This window comes from Lysobacter stagni (assembly GCF_030053425.1).
In the GTDB taxonomy this organism is placed as follows: Bacteria; Pseudomonadota; Gammaproteobacteria; order Xanthomonadales; family Xanthomonadaceae; genus Lysobacter_J; species Lysobacter_J stagni.
Genome location: NZ_JASGBI010000001.1, coordinates 714,177 through 737,898 on the forward strand (window position 1 = coordinate 714,177; position 23,722 = coordinate 737,898).

The following is a 23,722-nucleotide window of genomic DNA, read 5'->3' on the forward strand; positions in this document are numbered from 1 at the left end:
CACCGCCGATCAACCGTCCGCTTTCACCCACACACGTTCCGCCGGGTCGAGCTCCGCCGTTTCCATCACCTGCCCGCGCCAGCCGAAGCCGCAGATCGCCAGCGCGCCCTGGTGAATCGGGTTGAGTCCGAACGCCTGTTCCAGTTCCACTTCGTTGATGGCGCCGGTGATGAAGGCACCCAGCCCGGCATCGGTGGCGGCCAGGTAGAGCGTCTGCGACAGGTGGCCGCCTTCCAGCGCGATGACGCGATAACCCTTGGCGTGGTGGCGGTACTTCCAGAACGTGCGATCGAAGCGCGGCGACAGCAGCACGATCACGTGCGCATCGGCGAACCAGTGCTGTTGCGCGACCATGTCCATGACGAACTCGCGCAACGGGCGACCGGGTCCCGCAACGGGTTCCAGCGCGTGCTCCTGCGACTGGTAGTGGTACAGACCGGGCTCGACGCCTTCGACGTGCTGCACGATCAAATAGCACTCCATCGGATGCAGGCCGCCGCCGGAGGGCACGTTCTTCTTGAGGAACACCGTGTCGTCGGTGACGCGGACCTCAGCCTGCGCCGCGAACACTCGTTGCATCACCTGCGCGAATGTCTCGAACGGCACCTTGCGCGAGGGATCGAAGTTGCGGCATGTCGTGCGTCGCGCGAGCAGGTCGTCGAACGACGTGGGCGCCAGGCGCGGCAGTTTCTGCAGTGCATTGGCGTCGGCGCGGCGTGCAGCTTCCACCGGTGGGGCACCCAGCACGTCGCGCATCTTCACTGCGGTCTCGGTGCCGCTGTCTTTCTGGTTCTGCACGGTGTCCACGCCGGTCCATCGCGTGAACGCGTGCAGCGTGGCGGCCAGCGGGTGCCAGTAGGTGCCACGCAATGTCTCGTCGCGCGCGCGCATCGCGCCGTGTTCGTCGGTGTCGGCGACAAGCAGGCCTTCACGCAGCAGTCGTTCGACGATGTCGCGGCGATCGGCCAGCGCATCGGCCTCGACCCACTGCCCCGGACTCAACTCGCCGAGCAGTTCACGTTCCGCGCCCGTTACTTCGACCTCCGCGCCCAGGTGCGGCGCCAGCGCCATCCAGCGACGGTCCCGGCGCAGGCCATCGCCACCGCCAAGCAGCACCGAAAGATCGAACTCGACCTGCTCGCGCGGTTCCAGATAGACCACGGCGCAACGACGGATACGCATCCCCTGCTCTCCTTGCCCGAAAGCCGTACTTTGCCCCGTGGCGGTCCGCAAGGGAATTGCCGGCTATAGTCCGGCAGCCGGGTGGTCCGGCAAGGAGAGACACGATGAGGCATCAGGAAGAAAGGGAGTATCTGCCGCAGTCCCGTAATGCCGACCGGCCCCGCACTGCGCCCATGTCCGCGCAGGCCGTGGACCGCATGCTCGACCTGCTGATTTCCGATGATGAATATCGCGCGCTGTTCCAGCGCGATCCGCGCACCGCGCTCGCCCAGGTCGGGCACGCGCTCGCCGCGAACGAGAGCTGCACGTTCGGCATCACGCTCGCGTCCAAGCAGACCATCTTCGCAGCGCGTGCCGAGATCCGTGCCATGCTGATGAAGGGCCTCGCCCAGAACACGCCGCAGTTGGACAGTGGTCTGCAGGCGAGATGCCGCCTGCGCTGACCGCTGCACCGCCCCCGTCGCGCATGCGACGGGGGCTTCCGATGCTCTACGGCTGCGCGCATGCACCCGCCGGCCACTGCGCAGATCGTCGAAAGACGTCGGCGCGCGACGCGCCCGCCCCAGAACTGCGCTGCCCGTCGCACTCTCGCGCGCTTTCCAGAATTACGTTGCTTGCAGCCGGCAGGACCCGGACGTAGGTTGGCGTGCCGGCCCTGCCGTACCGCCGGTTACCGTCACGCAGTCACTCAACGGAAGGAAAGGACATGCAAGCGATCTCGACCGAACAGCACGCCCGGCCGGAGTCCTCCGGCAAGACCCGCACGGTTCCGATGAGCCGGCAGGCCGCCCTCAAGCTCGTGGACCTGCTCGCCACCAGCGACGAGTTCCGCAGCGTCTTCATGCGCGACGCGCGCATGGCGCTGGAAACGTGGCAGTTCGACCAGGACTCCATCGACCGCTTCTGGTGGGACTGCAAGATGGGCATCACGCAGCTGGCACCGAAGGAAGTCATTGCGGCGGCGCGTGAGGAGATCACGTCGATGTTGATGGCTGGCCTCAACCAGACCACGCCGCAGCTCGATTCCGGTCTGGAAGGCCAGCGACGCCGGCTCGCCTGAAGGTCCCGCTGCGCGCGAGCGTAATGGGGCCTCCGCGATCCACAGGCCGGCCTCGGCGCAGAACGCACCAACAGCCAAGCAAGTCACCCTACGGAAGGAAGGACATGCAGACCATCAATACCGAGCAGGAAGCACGGACGGAAGCCAAGCCGCGCACCGTCCCCATGACGCGCCATGCCGCGATGAAGCTCGTGGACCTGCTCGCGACCAGCGACGAGTTCCGCAACGTCTTCATGCGCGACGCGCGCATGGCGCTGGAAACGTGGCAGTTCGATCAGGACACCATCGACTGGTTCTGGTTCGACTGCAAGATGGGATCACCCAGCTGGCACCGAAAGAGGTCATCGCCGCCGCATACGACGAGATCGTGTCGATGCTGATGATCGGGCTGAATCAAACCACGCCCGACCTCAATGCCGGTAACGGCAACGCGAAGCGACGGGTGGCGTAAGTCTGCGAACGGCCATGCTCGCCTGACGGCCCACCCACCCCGCTGCGCGCGAAGCGCAGCGGGGCTTGCATTCCGCGTCGCGCGCACCTGACCGAAACCATCGGCCTGCGGTCCGCCATGCGCCGCGTGGTCTCGGCCCGGGCCTGATCAGCAGGTGGCACCGGTCGACGTGCATACTCGGCGGCATGCGAGTCCGCCGACGCACCCCCTGTTATCTCGAGATCGCCGACGCGGTCGTGCCGGACTTCGCACGCCTGTTGCGTGGCGAAGTGCACCTGGACAGGAGTTCGGAGATCCGCCTGCTCTGTCCCGTCAGCGGACAGGCCATTCCCGCGACCGAACGGGAGGTCGCCTTGATGGCAACCATGGCACCCGGGCAGTGGTACGACGCTGCGGACCTGGCATGCGTGGCGCAGTTGCCCGTGGATGCCATCCTCGCAATGGCACAGCGCGGCCTCATCGTGGGTGATGGTGACGAACCGTTGTCCGCACGCCTGCGCGAGGGAGAACGCACGCTGGAGGCAGTGGGTTGGCATCCACAGGCCGCGCTGTATCACGCGACAAGCGCCTGGGAAGGAGTGGTCGGCGATGAAGGTCGCCGTCGGCACGACGACGAGGCGCACCGTGAGCGCCTCGACGCACACCGTGCGCGTCACGGCCCGATCGCGCCGCATTTCTGGCGGCGCGAGGACGCGCACCAGCGCGTCGCGCTGCCATTGCAGCATTTTGACGATGCACTCGCCTCCCTCATGCGCTCCCGCCTCACCACGCGCCACTTCCGATCGGACGTTCCGCTGGGGCTGGAGGATTTCACACGCGTGCTGTTCGGCACCTTCGGCGCACTGGGAAGCGAAACGCTTGCCCCGGGAACGGTCGCGCTCAAGCGGACCAGTCCTTCGGGGGGCGGGCTGCATCCGATCGAGGCCTACCCTTTGGTGATCGATGTTGAAGGCTTGTCACCCGGGTTCCATCATTACGAAGCGTCGAGCCACTCGATGGCGCTGCTCGATCCGATGTCGCGCGCGCAGGCACGCGAACTCGCCGAACAACTGACCATCGGCCAGACCTATTTCGCCCAAGCGCACGCACTTGTCTTTCATGTGGCCCGCCTGGATCGCCACCATTGGAAGTACCGCAACCATCCGAAGGCCTACAAGGCGGTCCTGCTGGATTCCGGGCATCTGAGCCAGACGTTCTACCTGCTGGCGACCGAGCGCAGGCTAGGCGCCTTCTATACGGCGGCCATCAACGACCTGGATGTAGCGGAGCGACTCGGGCTGCGGCCGCAGGTCGAGATCGCCATCGGCGCCAGCGGGATCGGTGTGCCCGACACCGCCTGCGACCAGCTCCACCTCAAGCCCGAACCGTACGTACCGGTTGCGCCCGTCATCCCAGACCAGTAAAACAGCGCACGGGGTCACACAAGGGGAACAGGGGATGGCTGGTCGCAAACAGATTCACGAGCTGCTCAAGCAACTGGGCGAAGACGACGATCTTCGCGCGCGCATGGAATCCAACCCGGTCGAGACGCTGGCCGAGTTCGGGTTCAAGATCGATCCGGCGATTGCACCGTTCCGCGTCGCGCTCCCTTCGAAGGAGCACATCCGCGACAACACGGAGCTGCTGGCCAAGCAGATCGAGGCCACCAGCGGCTGGGTCATCTTCGCGAGATGACACGCGACTCCTGTCCTGGAGGGCCGATCAGGGCCTCCAGGACCGGAGGACGTTCCGCTGCCCACTCGTTGTACGCCCTCGCCCGCTCCGTCGTGGACAGTGCGGGCGCCGCCCCTGCGGTGGCGGCCTGGCGCCAGTAGCGGGTAAGCAGCAACGCATCGACGCCCTGGTACTCCGACAACAGGCGCGTCGCCGCTTCCTTGTCGCCACTCATCAACGCGATGCGCGCTTCGGTGATGGCCGCCATGTTGCGTAGCACCGCCACCGGCGATGCATCCACCGCCTTCTTCGACAGCGCGATCGATCGGCGCGCCAGCGCGTCGTCACCCGCTCCGGCCGCCACATAGCCGGCATAGAGCATTGCGTTGGCCACTGCCTCGCGCTCGCGCCCCGGCGCAGCATCGATTGCCGCAGCCGCCTGCTCGATCAGGCGTTCGCTTGCTGCGCGGGCCTGCTTCTTGTCCCTGGTGTACTGGAGCACTGCCAGCGCGTTGGCGCGCGCGGCCCATTCGAAGGCATGCACCGGCTTCGCTGTCGCTGTCTCCAACTGTTTGGCCAGACGCGTGGCCAGTGGCCAATCGCCGGAGTCTGCGGCGAATGTCATCTCTGCCATGCGCCGCTCCAGGACCACGGGCGGGGGCATCTTGCCATCCGCGGCGACGAGGGATCGCGCACGTTCGAAGTCGCGCTTCGATGCAGCCAACAAAGCGGGCTCCACGAATACCGGCGGGAAGTTCTCCTTGCGCGCCAGCGCGAAGCTCGCATCCGCATCGGTACTGCGACCCAGCGCCGATTCAGCGATAGCGCGGTAGTACAGCGCCACCGGGCGCGTGATCGCCATCTTCGCGCTGGCGCGATCACTGTACTCACGCATCTGCTCGTAGCGATTGGCGTACCGCATCAGATTGGCGGTATTGAACGAAGCGACGTAGAAGTCCGGATACAGCTTCGCCAGGGCCTGCCACTGGTCGATCACGTCGCGGTCGAGGCGGATCATCGCCCGCTGCGCCTTGCCGTAGAGCTGCTCGCGGTTGGTGAGGCGGTTGCTGCTCTGCAGTGCCTTGTCCAGTTCGGCCAGGGCGGTGTTCACGTCGGTCTTGGCATACGCGACGCGTGCCAGTCCGATGCGCGCCATCGCGAACTGCGGGTCCAACGAGAGTGCCTGCCGGAAGTGCTGCTCGGCCGCATCCAGATCCTGGATCGCGTAAGCGCGCTGCGCCAACGTGAATGCACGCAACGCATCAAGGTTGCCGGTCGTAGCCTTGTCGAGAGGAACGGTGTCCATCTGCACCAGTGCGAGCGTTTCGCCGAGCCGCTGCCGCAGCTCCTCACTGACCTCGCCCATCGACCGCACGGTCGACGCCGGGTCCTTTCCGACCATGGATTCGGCGAATACCGTCGCCTGGCTGGTCGGATCGACGACTTCGACGCTCACGCGAACTTTGCCGTCGAGCGAGGCCACGGTCGGCAAGAGCACCGCACGAGCACCATCGCGCAAGGCCACTTCGGATGCCGTGGCACGATCGAGGCGGGATGTCCCCGGTTGGCGGCCCATTTGCGCAAGGGTCTTCTCGACGCGCGAATCGGGCATCACGTTCACGTAGCGCGACTGCTCCAGCGAGATGCGCAGCGCCGTCTCAAGCGAGTCATCGTAGGAGCGGTCGCCCGTCAGGTTGCGCAGGTCTGCAACCACCACCCAGTCGCGCTGGTTGAATGCGATGGCAGGCGCAGGACGCGTGGCGAACCACACACCCGCGCCGATGCCGGCGATGACCGCCGCTTCGGCGGCCAGCGCCGCAGGGCGACGCCACAGCGGGATATCGCGCCACGCTTTGGGCGAGTTCGGCGGTACGCGCAGCGGCGCGATGCCCGGTTCGCCCACTTCGTAGATCTGCTGGCTGTCCGGCATGCCCTTGAAGCGCCAGCGACCGTGCGATTTCCACAGCAGGTGCTGACCGCGTTCGCCCAGCTCGCGCGCGGCGCGGTGCGCCAGCGGTTCGGCCACGGCAGACAGCAGGATCTGCCCCGGGCGCGCCACCGCCATCAGGCGCGCGGCCATCGGCTTGGCCAGGCCTTCCACCTCCAGCGGCTTGGCGCCTACCTGGACGGCTTCCTCGCTGTTGCGCCAGGTGAGCACTTCGCCGACGTGCAGGCCCGCGCGCGCCTTGAGTTCGAGCTTGCGCGAGGTACCCATCTCGCGCAGGCCGCGCATGTAGTCCAGCGCGAAACCCAGGCCGTCGATGGGGCGTTCGAACAGCAGCAGCATGCCGTCGGAGCGGTCGATCAGGCGGCCGCGCCAGCGTTGCTGCAGGTCCAGTACGAGGCGGTCGTGGTCGCGGAACAGCGTGGCCGCGGCGACGTCGCCGATGCGCTCGACCAGCGAGGTCGAATCGCACAGGTCGGTCAGCAGCAGCGTCCGCAACTGCGGTGCTTCGATGGAAGGGCGATGGGTCATCTCGTTCATCGCGCGCGTCCGTCTCCGTGTCAGCTCAGGCCGAGGTCAGTTCCGTGTCATGCCAATGCACGCGGTTGCCGCCCAGGCGCTTGGCCTGATAGAGCGCGGCATCGGCGCGAGCGTACCAGTCGGTCCAGTCCTTCGCAGGGTCCACCAGGCAGGCGCCGACGCTGAGCGGGCACATGAGCGGCGTACCGTGCGACATCTGCATCAGGCCCTGCGCGGTGGCGACGATGAACTCGGCGAAGCGCATGACTTCGTCCTGCTGGTCGGTCACCACCAGCAGACAGAACTCGTCGCCGCCCAGGCGGCAGGCCAGGTCTTCGGGACCGGCGATGGAACGCAGGATGTTGGCCACGCCCTGCAGCACGCGATCGCCCACCAGGTGGCCGTGGTCGTCGTTGACCTGCTTGAAGCGGTCGCAATCGACCAGCAGCAGGCCCAGCGCCGGCGGCGTCGCGTGCGTGCGGTACTGCTGCAGGTGCAGGGTCAGGCCGCGGCGGTTGTAGAGATCGGTGAGGTCGTCGGTGCGGATCAGCTCTTCGGTCTGGTTGAGCTGGTGCGTGGCCGCGTACAGGCTGTCGAGTGCGGACTGCAGTTCTTCGTTGCGGCGACGCAGGCGACGGATGAGGCTTTGTTCGTTCAGCACCACGCGCAGGATGGCGCGGCGCAGGAAGTAGGAGATCAGGCCCGGATCGCGATCGACCAGGCGCTGGAATTCTTCATGACGCAGCTCGATGAGCAGGCCATCCGACGCGGCGATGGCATCGGCACTGCGCACGTGGTCGCCGATCAGCAGGCCCAGTTCGCCGAAGAATTCGCTGGGCCCCAGGCGCTTGCCGACGAGGTCCTCGCCGAAGTCCAGGTCCACCACGCCACGGGCGATGACGAACATCGTGGTGCCCAATTCGCCGCGACGGAACAGCAGCTGGCCGGCCTCGACACGACGCGGGCGGCCGAGCTCGGCGAAGAGCTCGTATTCCGCTTCCGTAAGCACCGCCGTCGCCACGTCCGCAGGCGCCGTGCTGGACTTGCCGGGATTGAGGTCGCGCGTCTGGATAGACGCCGCGCTGTCACGAGTCATCCAACAGAACCGGTCCCTGGAGAGGCTGGAGAATAGCACCGGAATCACACATTCAACGGCACACGGGGGGCAGACCGGACGGACCCACTCGCTGGTCTCGTAGCCCGGAAACGACGACGCCCTCCCGGAGGAGGGCGTCGCTTCGCAGGCGATGGCGAGACGGGTCAGGCCGCCGCGGCGCGCTTTTCGTGGAACTGCTCTTCTTCGGTCGAACCCTTCAGCGCCACCGTGGACGACTGACCGCCCTGGATGGTCTGGGTAACCGCGTCGAAATAGCCCGTGCCGACCTCGCGCTGGTGCTTGACCGCGGTGAAACCCCGCTCGGCGGCGGCGAACTCGGCTTCCTGCAGCTCGACGAACGCGCTCATCTGGCGGCGCGCGTAGCCGTGGGCCAGGTTGAACATGCCGTAGTTGAGGCTGTGGAAGCCGGCCAGGGTGATGAACTGGAACTTGTAGCCATAGCTGGCGATTTCCTTCTGGAACTTGGCGATGGTGGCGTCGTCCAGGTTCTTCTTCCAGTTGAAGCTCGGCGAGCAGTTGTAGGCCAGCAGCTTGCCGGGGTACTTCGCGTGGATGGCTTCGGCGAACTTGCGGGCGAACTCCAGATCCGGCTTGCCGGTCTCGCACCACACCAGGTCGGCGTACGGCGCGTAGGCAAGGCCGCGGCTGATCGCCTGGTCCAGGCCCTTGTTGGTCTTGTAGAACCCTTCGACCGTGCGCTCGCCCGTGCAGTAGGGCTTGTCGTTGTCGTCGATGTCGGAGGTGATGAGGTCGGCGGCCTCGGCGTCGGTGCGCGCGACGATCAGCGTCGGCACGCCCATCACGTCCGCGGCCAGTCGCGCGGCGACAAGCTTCTCGATCGCTTCACGCGTGGGCACCAGCACCTTGCCGCCCATGTGCCCGCACTTCTTCACGCTGGCCAGCTGGTCTTCGAAGTGCACGCCCGACGCACCGGCTTCGATCATGCCCTTCATCAGCTCGAACGCATTGAGCACGCCACCGAAGCCGGCTTCGGCGTCGGCAACGATCGGCTGCAGGAAGTCGACGTCGCCCGTGCCTTCCGCGCACTGGATCTGGTCGGCGCGCAGCAGCGTGTTGTTGATGCGGCGCACGACCTGCGGCACGGAATTGGCCGGATACAGCGACTGGTCCGGGTACATCTCGCCGGCGATGTTGGCGTCGGCCGCCACCTGCCAGCCGGAAAGGTAGATGGCCTTCAGGCCGGCCTTCACCTGCTGCATCGCCTGATTGCCGGTCAGCGCGCCCAGCGCGTTGACGAACGGCTCGCTGTGCAGCGAGTTCCACAGCTTCTGCGCGCCGAGCTTGGCGATGGAATGCTCCACCGGCACCGTACCGCGCAGGCGCACGACGTCCTGGGCGCAGTACGGGCGGGTAATGCCGGCCCAGCGCGGGTTGGTGGCCCAGTCGTGGCGGAGTTGTTCGGCGTTCTGCAGCGTGCTCATGGCGGTGTTCCTTTCTGTTCTGTATCGGAAGTGATGGGAAAGCGGAACAGCGAGTCGGGAAGGCTCAGTCCAGCCGTGCGTATGCCGGCAGGGTGAGGAAGTCTTCGAGGGTGTCGGCGTGCGTGAGGCGATCGAGTACGCCGATGGCTTCGTTGATGCGCGAGCCACCGGGCAACTTCGTGCGGTCGCCCAGGCGCGTGGGCAGATTGAGGAAGGCCCGCTCGAGCAGCGCGAAGTCGACCTGCGTGCCGTCGTCGAGATGCAGGCCTTCGCTGTGCAGCCACTGCCACAGCTGGGTTCGCGCGATCTCGGCCGTCGCGGCGTCTTCCATCAGCCAGTGGATCGGCACGCAGCCGTTTCCATCGAGCCATGCGGCGAGGTACCGCACGCACACCTCGACGTTGTTCTCGAAGCCGGCGCGCGTGATGGTGCCCAGCGACGGCTTGATGAGGTCATCGCGCGTGACCCACACGTCCTCGCGCAGCACGTGGCGCTGGTTCGGCGTGGGCATGCGCTCGTCGAAGATCTGCCTGGCCAGCGGAATCAGCGCCGGGTGCGCGACCCAGGTGCCGTCGTGGCCCGCGGTGACCTCGCGCAGCTTGTCCGCGCGCACCTTGGCCAGCGCGGTTTCGTTCGCGGCCTCGTCGCCGCTGATCGGAATCTGCGCCGCCATGCCGCCCATCGCATGCGCACCGCGCTTGTGGCAGGTCTGGATCAGCAGCTCCGAATACGCCTTCAGGAACGGCTGCGTCATCGTCACCTGTGCGCGTTCCGGCAGCACCTTGTCGCGATGGCGGCGGAAGGTCTTGAGGTAGGAGAACACGTAGTCCCAGCGGCCGCAGTTGAGGCCGGCGACGCGCGTGCGCAGCGCATGCAGGATCTCGTCCATCTCGAACACGGCCGGCAGCGTCTCGATCAGCACCGTGACCTTGAGCTGCCCGGCAGTCAGGCCCAGCTCGCGCTCGGTGAAGTCGAGCACGTCGTTCCACAGCTGCGCCTCTTCCATCGACTGCAGCTTGGGCAGGTAGAAGTAAGGTCCGCGGTCCTTCGCGGCGAGCACGTCCGAATTGTGGAAGGCGAACAGCGCCAGGTCGAAGAGGCTGGCCGAGACCGGCGTGCCGTCGATGCGCAGGTGCTTCTCGTCCAGGTGCCAGCCGCGCGGGCGCACCATCAGCACGGCCTGCTCCTCGAACGGGCGCAGGCTGTAGTGCTTGCCCGTCTCGGGCGCGGTGAATTCCAGCGTGCCGCGCACAGCTTCGATCAGCGCGCGCTGCCCGGCGATCAGATTGGGCCAGGTCGGCGATGTGCTGTCCTCGAAGTCGGCCATGTAGACCTTCGCGCCGGAGTTGAGCGCGTTGATGACCATCTTCGGATCGACCGGGCCGGTGATCTCGACCCGGCGGTCCAGCAGCGCCTTCGGCAGCGCCGCGACCTTCCAGTCCCCCTCGCGGATGGCGCGGGTGTCCTCACGGAAGTCGGGGAGGCCGCCGGCGTCGAAGAACGCCTGGCGTTCGCGGCGCGCCTGGAGACGGGCCTGGCGGACGGGCTCGAATCGGCGGTGCAGGCCGGCCAGCAGCCGCAGGGCGCCCGGGGTCAGGACGTGGGCCTGTCCGTCGGTCTGGCCGATGAACTCGATCTCGGCCTGCTGGGGCTGCGCCATGACTGCCGACATGCTGTAACTCCGCGGTAACGATGGGAGTTCACCATGCGCTGGCGTTTGTTATTTGACAATCAAGACTTATCAATGCATACCATTAGCTAACCTAATACGCATTGAAACTTTTGAGCCCGAGCCCGCCCAACAGCCCCCGGTTCGCCTACAAGGGGGACCGTCTCAAGCCGCTGCGCGCCTTCTGCCAGACGGCGAGGCTGGGCTCGGTCTCACGCGCGGCCGAGGCGCTGTACCTGAGCCAGCCGGCCGTGACCCTGCAGTTGCAGGCGCTGGAACGCGAGATGGGCGTGCGCCTGCTCGAGCGCAGCGGCCGCCGCATCGCCCTCACCCGTGAAGGCCAGGAGCTGTACGACCTCGCCCGCCCACTGGTGGAGGGGCTGGACGGGTTGGATTCGGTCTTCCATGAGCGCATCCGGGGTCTGGATGCCGGCGAGCTGAACGTGGCCGCCGGCAGTTCGACCATCCTTTATCTGTTGCCCCCGATCGTGGAGGCCTTCCGCGCGGCGCACCCGGAGGTGCGGCTGAGCCTGCACAACGTCACCGGCGCCAGCGGCCTGGACCTGCTGCGTTCGGACGCCGTGGACCTGGCCGTCGGGTCGATGCTCGATGTGCCGGCGGACCTGAGCTATGAGCCCGTCTACCGGTTCGAGCCGATGCTGATCACGCCACGCGACCATCCGCTGGCACAGAAGGACGACCTGACCCTGCAGGACCTCTCGCCCTACGGCCTGATCCTGCCGCCGCAGCGCCTGACCACCTACCGCCTGATCGACCTGGTGTTCCAGCAGAACCGCGTGCCCTACACGGTGGCGCTGGAAGTGGGCGGCTGGGAGGTGATCAAGCAGTACGTGGCAATGGGCCTGGGCATCAGCATCGTCACCGCGATCTGCCTGACCGAAGCCGATCGCGAACGCCTCTCGGCACGGTCGCTGGCGGACTACTTCCCGTCGCGCAGCTACGGCGTCGTCGTGCGCAAGGGCAAATATTTATCGCCACAGGCCCGCGCATTTGTGGAGCTTATAAAGCCCGCTTTGTTCGAACGCGGCGACTACTACTCCACGGGCCAGTCCGAGCGCTGACGTTCACCACGGCATCAGACGCCTCATCGCCGCGTGCACGCTGCGGAGTCAGGCGTCGTGGTTCTTGCCGTTGGAGACCGTGCGGTACCAGCCGCGGATGCGGGCGACGTCGGACTCGTAGCTGTCGGTCAGCTCGAACGGCGCGCCGACACCGATGACCTTGCGTCCGTAATGGAAGTACGCCGGCACCACCGGCACCTCGGCGGCCCTGGCGATGCGCCAGAAGCCCGGCTTCCATTTCTCCACGACCTTGCGCGTGCCTTCCGGCGCCAGGCCGTACCAGAAGCGATCGGCGTTGCGGATCATCTTCGCGGCCTGTTCGACCACGCCCTGCGCCGCCTTGCGGTCCACCGGAATCACGCCCAGCCACTTCAGCACGGGCCCCATCACCGGCACCTTCAATAGCGAGTCCTTGCCGAGCACCTTGAGGTCCAGCCCCACGGCCATCAGCAGCGCGAAGCCCCAGATGCCGTCCCAGTTGGACGAATGCGGGGCGCCGATCAGCACCACCTTCGGCAGATCCGGGAACTCGCCTTCCATCCGCCAGCCACCCAGGCGCAGTATCGTGCGGCCTACCCAGCGGACGAATGCATTGCGATTGGCGCGCGGCGCACTCGGCGGCAGCGGCAGTACCCGTTGTACGGCGGTGTCGGACATGTCCCCTCTTCGGCCTTGCTCGATCCGGTCCGCACCGGATCCATGCTTCTTCTCAGTCCCAGTCGCGCCGGGTCCGCTCGCGTTTGATCGTACCGCGTTCGCGCTTGCCGCTGAGGCGGCGCTCCTTCGATGCGCGGCTCGGACGCGTGGCCACGCGCGGCTTCGGCACCTCGAGCGCGGCGGCGATGAACGAGGCCAGCCGCTCGCGCGCGTCCTCGCGGTTGCGCTCCTGCGTGCGGAAGCGCTGTGCGCTGATGACCAGCACACCCTCGTCGGTCAGGCGCCGGTCGCGTCGTGCCAGCAGGCGCGCGCGCAGGGGTTCGGGCAACGAGGGAGAGCCCGCCACGTCGAAGCGCAGTTCGACGGCGGTGGCGACCTTGTTGACGTTCTGCCCGCCCGGCCCGGAGGCACGGACGAAACGTTCGACCAGCTCCGAGTCCGGGATCGTCAGATGGGGCGCGATCTCGACCATGGGGCGCGACTTTACCAACCCCGGAGGTGCCGCGGACGAAACCGGCGGCATCGGCGAGAATGCGCGACCCTTGGAAGGAACCTGCCGATGACGCGCTTTCTGCTCGCCCTGCTGCTCGCCCTCGCCACCCCGCTGGCCCACGCCGCCGCCCCAACCGACGCACAGATCGATCGCCTGCTGGACGTCATGCGCATGCGCCAGGCCTTGGAGACGATGCTGCCGCAAGTCGAGGCCATGCAGCAGCAGATGTTCGAACGGATGACCGCCGACACGCCGATGAGCGCAGAGCAGCGCGCGCTGGCGCAGCGTATCCTTGCGCGCACCTCGCAGAACCTGCGCAACACGCTGACCTGGGGGAAGCTGGCGCCGATCTACCGCGACGTCTACCGGACCACCTTCGACGCGCAGGACATGGACGCGATGATCGACTTCTACGGCAGCGCGGCCGGCCAGCGCGTCCTGGAGAAGATGCCCAAGGCCATGCAGGCCACCATGGCCGCCACGCAGACGCTGGTGGCGCCGATGATGCAGCAGATGCAGAAGGACATCGCCGAGGAACTGCAGCAGGCACAGGACAAGAGCTGACCGTCACGGCGCGGTGTCGCCCGGGCGCTACACTCGCGCCCGGCGACACACCCGGTACGCGCCATGACCGATGCCCCCGATCCGAATGCGCCGCGCGACCCACCGGAGGCGCGCATCGATGCGACGTTCCGCAACGGCTCGATGACCGTGGTCGGCGTGCTCACCGCCTTCTCGCTCGGCTTCCTCACGCAATGGTCGGTCGACCCCAAGCCCTGGCACCGGAGCGACCTGGCGGCGGTGTTGCCGATGGTCGCCGGCACCGTGGTGCAGTTGCTTGCGCTGAAGCGGCTGCTGCATCCGGATGCCCTGCGCGTGTCCTACTACCTGCGCGCGATCCGGCTGTTCCTGTATGGGCTGGTGCTGCTGGCCGCCGGCGTGCTGGTCGCCGTGGCGAACGACGCGATCACGGCGATCTGAAATCCGCGGCCGCGTCGCCGAACAGTGCCAGCGCCTTGTCGAACTCCGCATCGACCGGCGCGATCACCTCCATGCGCTCGCCATGGACCGGATGCACGAATGCCAGCCGGCGCGCGTGCAGCAACATCCGGTGGATGCCGAGCATGCGGAAGTTGCGGTTGTGGCGCCCGTCGCCGTGGCTGGTGTCACCGATGAGGTGGTGCGAGAGATGCTTGAGGTGCCGGCGGATCTGGCGAAAGCGCCCCGTCTCCGGATGCGCGCACAGCAGCGCATAACGCGAGGTCTCGAATCCTGCGGACGGCATCTGCAGTTCCATGGTTGCCAGACGCTCGAAGCGCGTGATCGCCGGCTTCTTCTGCGGCTTGCCCGGACCGCCGTCGAGCGGATGGTCGACGACGAACGCCTCATCGGGCCAACCGCGGCATACCGCCCAGTAGTCCTTTTCCACCTCGCGCGACATCAGCACCTTGCCCAGTGCCGACGCGCTGTCGCGATCGAACGCCAGCAGCAGGCAACCGCTGGTGGCACGGTCGAGGCGATGCACCAGGAAGATCGGCCTGCCGAACTGCTCGCGCAGGCGGTCTGCGGCGAAGTCGGTCTCGCCGCGCGCCAGCGCACTGTCGTGGACCATCAGGCCGGCAGGCTTGTTGACGACGGCGATGGCGTCGTCGATGTAGAGGACGTCGAGGTGGAATGTGTTCGGCTGCAGCGCCGGTTCCTGCACAGCAGACGGCTCATCCCCCTCCCCTGCTTGCAGGGGAGGGTCGGGGAGGGGTGAAGCGTTCACCGGCAACGCTCCAGCACGTGACGCAGGATTTCTTCCAACACCAGCTGGTTCCTCGACAGCACGCACTTTTGACCGCCAGTGCCTCAGTGCCCGCGCGGCCACGCCGCGATGATGGCCCAGGCACCGCCGACGCCGGCGATCCAGGCGGCGGCAGGGATCGACAGCAGGCGCGGGCCGCCGGCCTCCATGCCGTACAGCACCGCCGCGCACACCAGCAGACCGACGCCGAGTACCGCCGACACCGTGCGACGCTGTGCGGAGCGGATGGTGCGGTTGAGCTGCGCGAGGTCGCGCGAATGCAGGTGCAGTTCGTGGCGACCCTCCACCTGTTGCGTGAGCCATGCGTGCAGCAGGCGTGGCATCTCCGGCGCGTGCGTCACCAGCTCCGGCAGGCGCTTGCGGAACTCGCTGGCCAGACGCTGCGGGCTGTAGCGCTCCACCAGGATGCGCGACAGCACCGGGCGCGCAACGGCCCAGATGTCGAGCTTCGGATCCAGCAGGCGGCCCACGCCTTCGATGTTCAGCAGCGTCTTCTGCAGCAGGATCAGCTGCGGCTGCAGCGTCAGTTCGTAGCGCTGCGCGGTGCGGAACAGTTTGAGCAGCACCTCGGCCAGCGAGATCTCGCTCAGCGGGCGCGTGAAGTACGGCTCGCACACGGCGCGCGCGGCGGCTTCCAGTTCGTCGATGCGGATGTGCGAAGGCATCCAGCCGGCGCGCACGTGCAGCTCGGCGATGCGGCGGTAGTCGCGGTTGAAGATCGCCATGAAGTTCTCGGCGAGGTAGTACTGATCCTCATCCGAAAGCTGGCCCATGATGCCGAAGTCCAGCGCGATGAAACGCGGGTTCGCGCGGCGCGACGGATCGCTGTCGACCCAGATGTTGCCGGCGTGCGCGTCGGCGTGGAAGAAGTTGTCGCGGAACACCTGCGTGTAGAACACGCGCACGCCCTTCGCGGCCAGCGCGTGGCGGTCGATGCCCGCCGCGTCCAGGGCTTCGATGTCGTCGGAAGGAATTCCGCGCACCCGCTCCAGCGTCAGCGCGCGCTCGGCCGTGTGCGACCAGATCACTTCCGGCACGTACAGGTCATCGCTGACCTCGCCGTTCGGGCCGGTCCAGAAACGCCGAAGCACGCTGGCGTTGGCGCCCTCGCGCTGCAGGTCGAGTTCGGCGGCCAGTGTGTTCTCGATTTCCTCCACGATCGCCCGCGGCCGGATCTTGTCGGCACTGGGATGCGTGCGATCGACGATGCTGGCTGCCGCCTTCAACAGCGCGATGTCGCCGGCGATCTGCTTTTCGATCTCCGGCCGCAGAACCTTCACCACCACCTCGCGTGACACGCCGTTCGCGTCCGCGTGCAGCGTCGCCGCGTGCACCTGCGCGATGGAAGCCGACGCGAGCGGGGTGGTGTCGAACTGCTCGAAGGCTTCGGCGATGGGACGCTCCAGCGCGCGCTCGACGATGGCGCGTGCGGTCTCGCCGTCGAACGGCTTCACGCGGTCCTGCAGCAGCGCCAGTTCCTCGGCCACGTCCGGCGGCACCAGGTCGCGCCGCGTGGAGAGGATCTGGCCGAACTTGACGAAGATCGGGCCCAGCTCCTGCAGCGCCAGGCGCAGACGCGCGCCGCGCGACAGGCACGCCACTTCGGCCGACGCGCGCGGAACGAAAGGCCGCGCCAGCTTCAGCCAGGGTTCGACGGGCGTATCGTCCAGCAGGTCGTCCAGCCGGTAGCGCAACAGCACGCGACCGATGCGCCAGGCACGGAACACCGGCTTCATGCGCGCGCTCCGTCACGCAGCCGCGCGATGCGCGCGGCCAGGCGCTCGACATCGTCGCGCAGCGTGTCCACGTCGTCGTGGAAGGCGTTGAGCTCGTCGCGCGGCACCACGTCGCGCGATTCTTCGGTCACGTACTCGGCGGCATTGGTGGCCAGCGCGCCGGCGGCCTCGCGCGCATGGCGCAGGCCCGCGGCGAAGGCGTTGGCAATCTGCACGCCCAGGATGTCGCCGAACACGCGCACGAACGGCTGCTGCCAGTCGGGATCGAAGCGTTCGGCCAGCTTCTGCAGGCGTCGGGCCAGATCGGCATCGCCTTCGATGCGCAGCTTGCCCACGGGCGGAGCATCGTCGTCGCGCAGGAAGGGCAACTGCGACAGCAGGCCACCCAGGGTGCTGCGCACCGACAGGTCCGGCTCGTCCTCCACCGGGCCCACTTCGAGGCGCTCACCGCCTACCCGGATCTGCAGTGCCAATGGCGGCGACGCCAGGCGCATGGCAACCCGCCGGCCTTCGAGGGCCCGCAGGCTGTCACGGGTATCGGGGTCCAGCGCGAGCGCGCGGTTGAGGGCGGTTTCGAGTGCGCGCCCGGCCAGCGGCTTGAGGGCGGCCAATGGCGAGGGAGTGGGGTCGGTCATGCGGCCATTGTAGCCGCGACCCGCCCTCGCCCTTCGCGCCGGGCGGCCCCGGGAATTCCGGCCGTCCGGCGCGGTTTCGCGGTGACGTCAGACGCGACGGCCGCGGAGCATCGAGATGATCGCCAGGACCAGGAAGACGACGAACAGAATCCACGCGATATTGCTGGCGGCGCCGGCGATGCCACTGAAACCGAGTACCGCGGCGATGATCGCGATGATGAAGAAGATGACGGCGTAGCTGAGCATCGATGCACTCCGGGCGCGGTGCGCCTGTCTGGGTGCCTTCGATGCTAGGAACGCACCGGTCGTCAACCGGTGATGATTCCGGCCTTCGAGCGGGAATCCTTCAGGCGGGTGAGGCCCTCGTGAATGCTTACCGTCGGGACGTAGCCGAAATCGTGCCGCGCGGGACCCATGTCGTACCAGTGCGTGGTGCTCAACTGCTCGGCGAGGAAGCGCGTCATCGGCGGCTCGCCCTTCAGCGGCAACGCATGCCACAGGCCTTCGCAAAGCACGCCGACCGCGTAGGCCACGCCGAACGGAATGGTCTTGTCCACCTGTGGCGCGCCGGCGGCGTCGAGCAGCCCGTTGACGATCTCGCGCACCGTGCGCGGCTCGCCGTTGCTGATGAAGTAGGCCCGCCCCGCACACGCCGCACCCGGCGCGAGATGCTCGAAGGCATCGAAGTGCGCCTGTGCCGCGTTGTCGATGTAGGTGGTGTCGATGCGGTTGTTGCCGTCGCCGACGAAGCGCAGCCGGCCGGCGTTCGCGCGTTCGACCAGGCGCGGCAGCAGCTGGTTGTCGCCCACACCCCAGATCAAGCGCGGGCGCAACGCGACCGTGGCCAGCGACACATCGTTGGCGGTCAGCACGATCTTCTCCGCGACCTGCTTGGTGGCGGCGTACGGTGCCTTGAGGTGATCGCCGTAAGGCACGGTCTCGGCGGTGCCGCCTTCGACCGGATGCGTCTTGCGATGCGTCACGCTGGGCGTGGAGGTGTAGACCAGCCGGCCGATGCCGTGCGCGCGGCAGGCGTCGATCACGTTCTGCGTACCCACGACGTTGGCGAGGTGGTAGCTCTCGTAACTGCCCCAGGCACCAGCCTTGGCGGCGTTGTGGAAGACGGCATCGCATCCAGCGGCCGCGGCGATCACGGCATCGCGCGTGGCCAGGTCGCCCTGCACCTGCGCCACGCCCAGGCCATCCAGCGCCGGATAGCGGCTGCGATTGAAGCTGACGACCTCGTGCCCGCGCGCGCGCAGCCCGCGGCACAGGGCCTGGCCGAGGAATCCACCGCCACCGGTCACCAGGATCTTCATCGTCGTCTCGCCTTCGTCGAAGGCGCACACGATAGCGGCACCGCACGAAGCACGCACGCAAGGCCCTGATCCGACGGCCTTCAGAATTCTTCATTCGGTTTTCAGGCGCTTCATCCGGGCCTGCGCTGCACTGTCGGTCCTTCCCGAGGAGATCGTCATGCGCCGCCTTGCCTGCCTTCTGCTGCCCCTGTTCGCCTGTGCCGTGACCGCGGCGCCCCTCACGCCCCCATCCCGGCTCGACGATGGCTGGCGCGTGGCCGATGCCGCGGCCGACGGTTGGAACACCGCCACGCTGGGGGCGATGGAAGCTGCCATCACAGGCGGACAGGCACCCGACACCACCAGCGTGCTCATCGCCCGCGACGGCCGCCTGGTGTACGAGCGTTACTTCAACGACGGCGGGCGCGAGGTACTCAACAACACACGCTCGGCGACCAAGAGCGTCACCGCGCTGCTGGTCGGCGCGGCCGTGGACCGGGGATTCATTCCGGGCGCGCAGGCGAAGGTCTATGGATTCTTCGGCGACCGCACCTGGCAGAACGCCGATCCGCGCAAGCGCGACTTCGCCGTCGAGGACCTTCTGACGATGAGTTCGCAATGGGAATGCGACGATGAGAACTCGTTCTCCGCCGGCAACGAGGAGCGCATGTACATCAGCGCGGACTGGACGCAGTTCGCGCTCGACCTGCCGATGAAGGGATACCCGTCGTGGGCACCCCGCCCCGCGGACAGCCCGCACGGACGCGCGTTCGCCTACTGCACGGCGGGGGCGTTCCTGCTCGGCGCCATTGTCGAGCGGGCCACGCACCAGCCGCTGGCGACGTTCGCGCACGACGCGCTGGAGACGCCTCTGGGCATCACGCGCAGCCAGTGGCAGCGCTCGTCCGAGGGCGTCGGCATGGGCGGCGGCGGTACGGCCTATCGCAGCCGCGATCTGGCGAAGTTCGGCCAGCTGCTGCTGGACGGCGGCCGATGGCAGGGTCGGCAGATCGTGTCGGAGGACTGGGTGGACGCCATGACGACCGTGCATGCGCAGGCGCGCGAGGACGCCGACTACGGCTACCTGCTGTGGCGCTTCCATTTCGACGTGGCCGGCAAGCGGCACGATGCGTGGGCGATGTCGGGCAACGGCGGCAACTACGTGTTCGTGCTCCCCGCCGACCGGCTGGTCGTGGTGCTCACGCGCACCCGCTACAACCAGCGCGGGATGCACCAGGAGTCGCAGCGCCTGATGTCGGACTACATCCTCAAGGCGATGCCGTAACGCCCGCCTTCGTCTCAAGTCCCCGCGCGTGGACGGCCTGGCGTTCGCGCGCGGTGGCGGTCTCGATGACCGCCAACAGCGAAGCGAATTCGGGCGTATCCCTCAACGGTGCGATCAGCGGCGAGGCGCGCAGGTAGGCGGCATCGCGATAGCCGGCATCCACCGCTTCGCGCAGCGACGCCATCGCGGCATCGCGATCGCCCGCGAGGTCGAGCAGCAGGGCCGCATCGACCGCGTCCACCGGTTCGCTGCCGGCGCGCAGCCCCTCGCGCAGCGCGCGCGCCTGCTCACGCAATGCCGATGCGGGCGGTGCGACGTCCTGCAGCGTCCATACCACCGTGCGCGGCAGGCTGGATTGCGGTCGCAGTGCGCTCGCGCGTTCGGCCGCGCGGCGCGCGCCGTCGCGGTCGCCGGACAGCAGCGCGAGTTCCGCCGCAAGCAGGTGCAGGCCCGCATGGTCGGTGCCACGGGCCATCGCTTCGTCCAGCGCGGCGCGCGCCTCGGCGTCGCGACCATGGCGCATCAGGAACGTCGGCCAGGCCAGGTTCGAGAACACGTTGTCCGGGTACAGCTGGAAACTGCGGCGGTAGCGCGCTTCGGCGGCAGCGGCATAACCGAGCAGGTCGAGGTTGCTCGCGATCTGGATCTCGTGGAAGCGCACGCGCGCGGGATCGCGCACGACCAGGTTCGCGGCCAGCGCGTCGGCAAGTCGGCCACGGCGCTCATACAGGTAGGCGGCGGACGCCCGCGCGCCATCGGCATCGGGATCGAGCCGCACCGCGGCCTCGTAGTCGCGCAGCGCCTCATAGACGCGCCCCCGACAGTCGAATGAGTAGCCGCGCGCGGCATGCGCGCCAGCATTGCGCGGCTGCACGGCCAGCACCTGGTCTGCGAGCGTCTGTGCGCGTACCGCATCGTCCGGCGACCCGGTGTACTGACAGGCCCGCGCGGAATAGGCACGACTCAGGCCGATCTGCGCCACGCGATCGTCGGGCGCTTCCTGCAGGCGCTGCTGGTACAGGGCGATGGCGCGCTCGTTGTCGTCGCGCTGGCCGATGCCGGCGTAGTACGCGGCGCGCTGCAGCAGCGGCGACGGCGCGACCGCATGCTCGCCCGGCGCGCGTGGCCGCCACCATGCCGACACCGCGATGACGGCAAGCGCCACGACGGCGCTGCCCAACATGATCCAGCGTCGACGGGGCGATGGCGCCGGCGCCGACGCCTCGTCGGGCAATGCCTGCGGCGGCACGCACAGCTGATAGCCCTGCCCGCGCACCGAGCGCAGATAGCGCGAATGGCGGCCGTCGTCACCGAGCGACTGGCGCAGCAGGCGCACGCGCTGGGTGACGGTTTCCTCACTGACGATGGCCGGTGCCCAGACGCGTTCGATCAGTTCATCGAACCCGACCACGCGCGTCCCCTGCTCCAGCAGATGGTGGAGCAGCCGGAAGCTCAACCCGCCCACGTCGAGCGGTGCGCCGTCCCGTTCGACCTGCTGCCGTGGCACGTCGATGACCAGGTCGTCGAGGCGGTAGCGGGTTGTCATGCGTCAGCGCTGCGTCGCGGCCCAGGCGGCGAGCTTCTCCCGCCCGATCTTGGCGTTGTGGCGGATGTCGACGGGGAACTTCGCGTTCCGCAGGAAGGTGTCGATGCGCGCGGTATGCGCGTGCCTTGCGCCGAGTGCGCGCAGCTCGCGCTCGATGCGGGGCCATTCGCGCGCGTGCACACCCGCCGCAAGCTCGACGCACAGCACCGGACGCTGCGTGCCCATGGCGCCGACGCCCACCAGTGCGGTGCGTCGTACCTCGCGATGCGTGTTGAAGACCGGCTCGACCTGCTCGGTGTACAGCGGGCCTTCGGCGGTCTCGACGCGATGCGACTTGCGTCCGCAGAACCACAGGCGGCCCTGCGCGTCGAAGTAGCCGACGTCGCCCATGCGGTGCACGACGCGTTCGCCACCGTCAGGCAGGTATTCGTGGATCTTGGCCGCGCGCGTCTGTGCATCGCGGTTGAAATAGGTGTCGGTGGCGGTGGGGCCGGCCACGGTGATCTCGCCGACCACGCCGTCTTCCACGCACACCGCATCGGGCCACTGCGCGATGGGCGCATCGGTGATCTCGATGATGCGCACGTCGTTGGGCGCGACCGCGCGGCCGACGCAGGTGCCCGCACCGCTTTCGGTGGCGGCGCGCGTGGATTGCAGCTCGCGGCCTTCGATCACCGCCACGGGGAGACATTCGGTGGCGCCGTACGGCGTCCAGAACTGCGCGTCTTCCGGCAGCAGCTCACGCATCCTGGCCACGACATCGGCCGGTACCGGCGCGCCCGCGGAGGTCACGCGCTTCACGGTCGGCAACGGCACGCCGGCATAGGCGAGCACCGCCATCAAGGCGGGCGATCCGAACAGCTGGTCCACGCCGAAGCGTGCGATGGCATCGTGCAGCTTGCGCGGGTCGGCCAGTGCGGGCTTGGTCGGGTCCATGTCGGGGATGATCGAGGTCAGCCCCAGCGCGGGATCGAACAGCGCGAATGGCGGAAAGGTGGGCAGATCGACGCCACCGGGCTGGATACCGAACGCATCGCGCAGCATGTCGATCTGCGCGACGAAGTGACGATGCCGGTACACCACGCCCTTCGGCACGCCGGTGGATCCACTGGTGAACAGGATGGCGGCGACGTCGTCGCCGTCGGATTCGACCAGCTGCGACCCCGCGCCGGCGCCGTCACGTTCGACCTGCGCCAACGTGGCGTCCGCCAGCCAGGCACGCGCGCCGGTGGTGACGCGCACCCGCGCGGATTTCGCCCAGCCCAGCACGGTACGTGCGACGTGCGCCAGCGGAATGCCGATGAACGCCTCCGGCTGCGCTTCGTCGAGGCACTGCTTCAGCGCGCGCTTGTCGATGCCGGGATCCACCAGGACCGGCACCGCGCCGGCCTTGAACAGGGCGAACATCAGCAGGAAGAACTCCGGTGACGGTCGCACCATTACCACCGTTCGCGTGTCGCGCACGATGCCGCGCCGCGCCAGGCCGGCGGCGATGGCGTCGCTGCGCGCATCCAGGTCGCGGTAGGTGAGGGTGAGATCGAAACGCGCCAGGCCGTCGGGGCCGCGCGAACCGGGGCAGCGCATGGCGATCCGGTCGGGGAATCGCGCGGCCAGCGGGGCCAGCGACGCGGCGATGTTGCTCAGCTCGTTCATCGGTTCATTCTCGCCTGTCCGCGCGTACTTGCACCGGGCCGTCAAAGCCTCAGAATTCCGGACTCGCCTGAAGTTCCGGACCGCCGGACGGTCCACCCATGCAACACCCCTGCCTGACCTGCGGCGCCTGCTGCGCCTTCTTCCGTGTGAGCTTCCACTGGTCCGAGGCCGACCCGGCGATGGGTGGGCAGGTGCCACCCGAGCTGACCGAGACGCTGCGCACCCATGAACGCGTGATGCGCGGAACCTCGCAGTCGAACCCCCGCTGCATCGCGCTGGACGCCGACATCGGCCGCTACAGCCGCTGCACCATCCACGACCGTCGTCCGTCCGTCTGCGCGCTGGTGCCGGCCTCGTGGGAGTTCGGCGAAGCCAGCCCACAGTGCGACAAGGCACGTCTGGCGCATGGGCTGCCGGTACTCACGCCCGACGACTGGAGCGGCGTGAGCGAGGACGAGAAGAACCCGCTGCCGGAGGCTTGATCCTCCAGCC

At 67.9% G+C, this 23,722-nt stretch carries 24 protein-coding genes; 10 read left to right on the forward strand and 14 right to left on the reverse strand.

Going from position 1 to position 23,722, the window contains the following annotated elements:
* Positions 1 to 9 precede the first annotated feature (9 nt).
* Positions 10 to 1,182: a putative peptide maturation dehydrogenase gene (locus QLQ15_RS03195; protein WP_283211407.1), complete on the reverse strand. Its 1,173-nt coding sequence runs from the start codon at positions 1,180 to 1,182 to the stop codon at positions 10 to 12.
* A 104-nt stretch (positions 1,183 to 1,286) separates the two neighbouring features.
* On the opposite strand from QLQ15_RS03195, the gene QLQ15_RS03200 reads away from it, so the two are divergent.
* The 5 genes from QLQ15_RS03200 to QLQ15_RS03220 all read left to right on the forward strand — a co-directional run bounded on the left by QLQ15_RS03200 (position 1,287) and on the right by QLQ15_RS03220 (position 4,367).
* Positions 1,287 to 1,625 (forward strand): NHLP-related RiPP peptide, encoded by a 339-nt coding sequence (locus QLQ15_RS03200; RefSeq protein WP_283211408.1) that lies wholly within the window; start codon positions 1,287 to 1,289, stop codon positions 1,623 to 1,625.
* Positions 1,626 to 1,888: 263 nt separating this feature from the next.
* Positions 1,889 to 2,242 carry an NHLP-related RiPP peptide gene (locus tag QLQ15_RS03205; protein ID WP_283211409.1) on the forward strand — a complete coding sequence of 118 codons (354 nt, stop codon included), beginning with the start codon at positions 1,889 to 1,891 and terminating at the stop codon, positions 2,240 to 2,242.
* Positions 2,243 to 2,346: 104 nt separating this feature from the next.
* Positions 2,347 to 2,622: a hypothetical protein gene (locus tag QLQ15_RS03210; RefSeq protein WP_283211410.1), complete on the forward strand. Its 276-nt coding sequence runs from the start codon at positions 2,347 to 2,349 to the stop codon at positions 2,620 to 2,622.
* Positions 2,623 to 2,758: 136 nt separating this feature from the next.
* Entirely contained in the window at positions 2,759 to 4,096 is a 1,338-nt protein-coding gene (locus QLQ15_RS03215) for a putative peptide maturation dehydrogenase (protein WP_283211411.1), read from the forward strand.
* 34 nt (positions 4,097 to 4,130) lie between these two features.
* Positions 4,131 to 4,367, forward strand: a complete 237-nt coding sequence (locus tag QLQ15_RS03220) for an NHLP-related RiPP peptide (protein WP_283211412.1) — start codon at positions 4,131 to 4,133, stop codon at positions 4,365 to 4,367.
* Here QLQ15_RS03220 and QLQ15_RS03225 read toward each other — a convergent pair.
* The 4 genes from QLQ15_RS03225 to aceB all read right to left on the reverse strand — a co-directional run bounded on the left by QLQ15_RS03225 (position 4,351) and on the right by aceB (position 11,041).
* On the reverse strand, positions 4,351 to 6,831 hold the full coding sequence (locus tag QLQ15_RS03225; RefSeq protein WP_283211413.1) for a putative peptide modification system cyclase: 2,481 nt from the start codon (positions 6,829 to 6,831) through the stop codon (positions 4,351 to 4,353). The two genes, QLQ15_RS03220 and QLQ15_RS03225, sit on opposite strands and share 17 nt — an antisense overlap.
* Before the next feature lie 25 nt (positions 6,832 to 6,856).
* Positions 6,857 to 7,906 carry a GGDEF domain-containing protein gene (locus tag QLQ15_RS03230; protein ID WP_283211414.1) on the reverse strand — a complete coding sequence of 350 codons (1,050 nt, stop codon included), beginning with the start codon at positions 7,904 to 7,906 and terminating at the stop codon, positions 6,857 to 6,859.
* A gap of 164 nt (positions 7,907 to 8,070) precedes the next feature.
* On the reverse strand, positions 8,071 to 9,369 hold the full coding sequence (aceA, locus tag QLQ15_RS03235) for an isocitrate lyase (RefSeq protein ID WP_283211415.1): 1,299 nt from the start codon (positions 9,367 to 9,369) through the stop codon (positions 8,071 to 8,073).
* Between the two features lie 64 nt (positions 9,370 to 9,433).
* Complete coding sequence (aceB, locus tag QLQ15_RS03240) at positions 9,434 to 11,041, reverse strand: malate synthase A (RefSeq protein ID WP_432277770.1); 1,608 nt, start codon at positions 11,039 to 11,041, stop codon at positions 9,434 to 9,436.
* Positions 11,042 to 11,151: 110 nt separating this feature from the next.
* On the opposite strand from aceB, the gene QLQ15_RS03245 reads away from it, so the two are divergent.
* Complete coding sequence (locus tag QLQ15_RS03245; protein ID WP_283211416.1) at positions 11,152 to 12,120, forward strand: LysR family transcriptional regulator; 969 nt, start codon at positions 11,152 to 11,154, stop codon at positions 12,118 to 12,120.
* A gap of 48 nt (positions 12,121 to 12,168) precedes the next feature.
* Here QLQ15_RS03245 and QLQ15_RS03250 read toward each other — a convergent pair whose 3' ends face one another.
* Entirely contained in the window at positions 12,169 to 12,777 is a 609-nt protein-coding gene (locus tag QLQ15_RS03250) for a lysophospholipid acyltransferase family protein (RefSeq protein ID WP_283211417.1), read from the reverse strand.
* 52 nt (positions 12,778 to 12,829) lie between these two features.
* Complete coding sequence (gene arfB, locus QLQ15_RS03255) at positions 12,830 to 13,249, reverse strand: alternative ribosome rescue aminoacyl-tRNA hydrolase ArfB (RefSeq protein WP_283211418.1); 420 nt, start codon at positions 13,247 to 13,249, stop codon at positions 12,830 to 12,832.
* Between the two features lie 87 nt (positions 13,250 to 13,336).
* Here arfB and QLQ15_RS03260 point away from each other — a divergent pair, with 87 nt between their 5' ends.
* Together QLQ15_RS03260 and QLQ15_RS03265 are read left to right on the forward strand one after the other, a co-directional pair.
* Positions 13,337 to 13,834, forward strand: coding sequence for a DUF2059 domain-containing protein (locus tag QLQ15_RS03260; protein WP_283211419.1), 498 nt, complete (start codon positions 13,337 to 13,339; stop codon positions 13,832 to 13,834).
* A 63-nt stretch (positions 13,835 to 13,897) separates the two neighbouring features.
* Positions 13,898 to 14,251 (forward strand): hypothetical protein, encoded by a 354-nt coding sequence (locus QLQ15_RS03265; protein ID WP_283211420.1) that lies wholly within the window; start codon positions 13,898 to 13,900, stop codon positions 14,249 to 14,251.
* Here the strand turns inward: QLQ15_RS03265 and QLQ15_RS03270 are convergent.
* The 5 genes from QLQ15_RS03270 to oleD form a co-directional block, all read right to left on the reverse strand.
* Positions 14,238 to 14,975, reverse strand: a complete 738-nt coding sequence (locus tag QLQ15_RS03270; protein ID WP_283211421.1) for a pseudouridine synthase — start codon at positions 14,973 to 14,975, stop codon at positions 14,238 to 14,240. The genes QLQ15_RS03265 and QLQ15_RS03270 overlap by 14 nt on opposite strands.
* A gap of 146 nt (positions 14,976 to 15,121) precedes the next feature.
* Positions 15,122 to 16,813, reverse strand: coding sequence for a ubiquinone biosynthesis regulatory protein kinase UbiB (gene ubiB / locus QLQ15_RS03275; RefSeq protein WP_283211422.1), 1,692 nt, complete (start codon positions 16,811 to 16,813; stop codon positions 15,122 to 15,124).
* A complete protein-coding gene (locus tag QLQ15_RS03280) occupies positions 16,810 to 17,448 on the reverse strand; it encodes a ubiquinone biosynthesis accessory factor UbiJ (protein ID WP_283211423.1) in 639 nt (212 codons plus the stop codon). The genes ubiB and QLQ15_RS03280 overlap by 4 nt, the downstream gene beginning before the upstream one ends.
* 87 nt (positions 17,449 to 17,535) lie before the next feature.
* Positions 17,536 to 17,694 carry a DUF1328 domain-containing protein gene (locus QLQ15_RS03285; RefSeq protein WP_283211424.1) on the reverse strand — a complete coding sequence of 53 codons (159 nt, stop codon included), beginning with the start codon at positions 17,692 to 17,694 and terminating at the stop codon, positions 17,536 to 17,538.
* A 62-nt stretch (positions 17,695 to 17,756) separates the two neighbouring features.
* Positions 17,757 to 18,767 carry a 2-alkyl-3-oxoalkanoate reductase gene (gene oleD, locus QLQ15_RS03290; protein ID WP_283213916.1) on the reverse strand — a complete coding sequence of 337 codons (1,011 nt, stop codon included), beginning with the start codon at positions 18,765 to 18,767 and terminating at the stop codon, positions 17,757 to 17,759.
* 157 nt (positions 18,768 to 18,924) lie between these two features.
* On the opposite strand from oleD, the gene QLQ15_RS03295 reads away from it, so the two are divergent.
* Positions 18,925 to 20,031 (forward strand): serine hydrolase domain-containing protein, encoded by a 1,107-nt coding sequence (locus QLQ15_RS03295; RefSeq protein WP_283211425.1) that lies wholly within the window; start codon positions 18,925 to 18,927, stop codon positions 20,029 to 20,031.
* On the opposite strand, the gene QLQ15_RS03300 is transcribed toward QLQ15_RS03295, so the two are convergent.
* Positions 20,015 to 21,577 carry a winged helix-turn-helix transcriptional regulator gene (locus QLQ15_RS03300; RefSeq protein ID WP_283211426.1) on the reverse strand — a complete coding sequence of 521 codons (1,563 nt, stop codon included), beginning with the start codon at positions 21,575 to 21,577 and terminating at the stop codon, positions 20,015 to 20,017. The genes QLQ15_RS03295 and QLQ15_RS03300 overlap by 17 nt on opposite strands.
* 3 nt (positions 21,578 to 21,580) lie before the next feature.
* Entirely contained in the window at positions 21,581 to 23,230 is a 1,650-nt protein-coding gene (gene oleC, locus QLQ15_RS03305; protein WP_283211427.1) for an olefin beta-lactone synthetase, read from the reverse strand.
* Positions 23,231 to 23,328: 98 nt separating this feature from the next.
* Between oleC and QLQ15_RS03310 the strand changes: the two genes are divergently transcribed.
* The gene (locus QLQ15_RS03310; RefSeq protein ID WP_283211428.1) at positions 23,329 to 23,712 is read left to right on the forward strand and encodes a YkgJ family cysteine cluster protein; all 384 of its coding nucleotides are present in this window, start codon (positions 23,329 to 23,331) and stop codon (positions 23,710 to 23,712) included.
* Positions 23,713 to 23,722 lie beyond the last annotated feature (10 nt).

Bases quoted from the DNA above. Each gene is read 5' to 3' on its own strand.
- QLQ15_RS03195 (WP_283211407.1), bottom strand. From the start codon at position 1,182: ATGCGTATCCGTCGTTGCGCCGTGGTCTATCTGGAACCGCGCGAGCAG.
- QLQ15_RS03200 (WP_283211408.1), top strand. From the start codon at position 1,287: ATGAGGCATCAGGAAGAAAGGGAGTATCTGCCGCAGTCCCGTAATGCC.
- QLQ15_RS03205 (WP_283211409.1), top strand. From the start codon at position 1,889: ATGCAAGCGATCTCGACCGAACAGCACGCCCGGCCGGAGTCCTCCGGC.
- QLQ15_RS03210 (WP_283211410.1), top strand. From the start codon at position 2,347: ATGCAGACCATCAATACCGAGCAGGAAGCACGGACGGAAGCCAAGCCG.
- QLQ15_RS03220 (WP_283211412.1), top strand. From the start codon at position 4,131: ATGGCTGGTCGCAAACAGATTCACGAGCTGCTCAAGCAACTGGGCGAA.
- QLQ15_RS03225 (WP_283211413.1), bottom strand. From the start codon at position 6,831: ATGAACGAGATGACCCATCGCCCTTCCATCGAAGCACCGCAGTTGCGG.
- QLQ15_RS03230 (WP_283211414.1), bottom strand. From the start codon at position 7,906: ATGACTCGTGACAGCGCGGCGTCTATCCAGACGCGCGACCTCAATCCC.
- aceA (WP_283211415.1), bottom strand. From the start codon at position 9,369: ATGAGCACGCTGCAGAACGCCGAACAACTCCGCCACGACTGGGCCACC.
- aceB (WP_432277770.1), bottom strand. From the start codon at position 11,041: ATGTCGGCAGTCATGGCGCAGCCCCAGCAGGCCGAGATCGAGTTCATC.
- QLQ15_RS03250 (WP_283211417.1), bottom strand. From the start codon at position 12,777: ATGTCCGACACCGCCGTACAACGGGTACTGCCGCTGCCGCCGAGTGCG.
- arfB (WP_283211418.1), bottom strand. From the start codon at position 13,249: ATGGTCGAGATCGCGCCCCATCTGACGATCCCGGACTCGGAGCTGGTC.
- QLQ15_RS03260 (WP_283211419.1), top strand. From the start codon at position 13,337: ATGACGCGCTTTCTGCTCGCCCTGCTGCTCGCCCTCGCCACCCCGCTG.
- QLQ15_RS03265 (WP_283211420.1), top strand. From the start codon at position 13,898: ATGACCGATGCCCCCGATCCGAATGCGCCGCGCGACCCACCGGAGGCG.
- ubiB (WP_283211422.1), bottom strand. From the start codon at position 16,813: ATGAAGCCGGTGTTCCGTGCCTGGCGCATCGGTCGCGTGCTGTTGCGC.
- QLQ15_RS03280 (WP_283211423.1), bottom strand. From the start codon at position 17,448: ATGACCGACCCCACTCCCTCGCCATTGGCCGCCCTCAAGCCGCTGGCC.
- QLQ15_RS03285 (WP_283211424.1), bottom strand. From the start codon at position 17,694: ATGCTCAGCTACGCCGTCATCTTCTTCATCATCGCGATCATCGCCGCG.
- oleD (WP_283213916.1), bottom strand. From the start codon at position 18,767: ATGAAGATCCTGGTGACCGGTGGCGGTGGATTCCTCGGCCAGGCCCTG.
- QLQ15_RS03295 (WP_283211425.1), top strand. From the start codon at position 18,925: ATGCGCCGCCTTGCCTGCCTTCTGCTGCCCCTGTTCGCCTGTGCCGTG.
- QLQ15_RS03300 (WP_283211426.1), bottom strand. From the start codon at position 21,577: ATGACAACCCGCTACCGCCTCGACGACCTGGTCATCGACGTGCCACGG.
- oleC (WP_283211427.1), bottom strand. From the start codon at position 23,230: ATGAACGAGCTGAGCAACATCGCCGCGTCGCTGGCCCCGCTGGCCGCG.
- QLQ15_RS03310 (WP_283211428.1), top strand. From the start codon at position 23,329: ATGCAACACCCCTGCCTGACCTGCGGCGCCTGCTGCGCCTTCTTCCGT.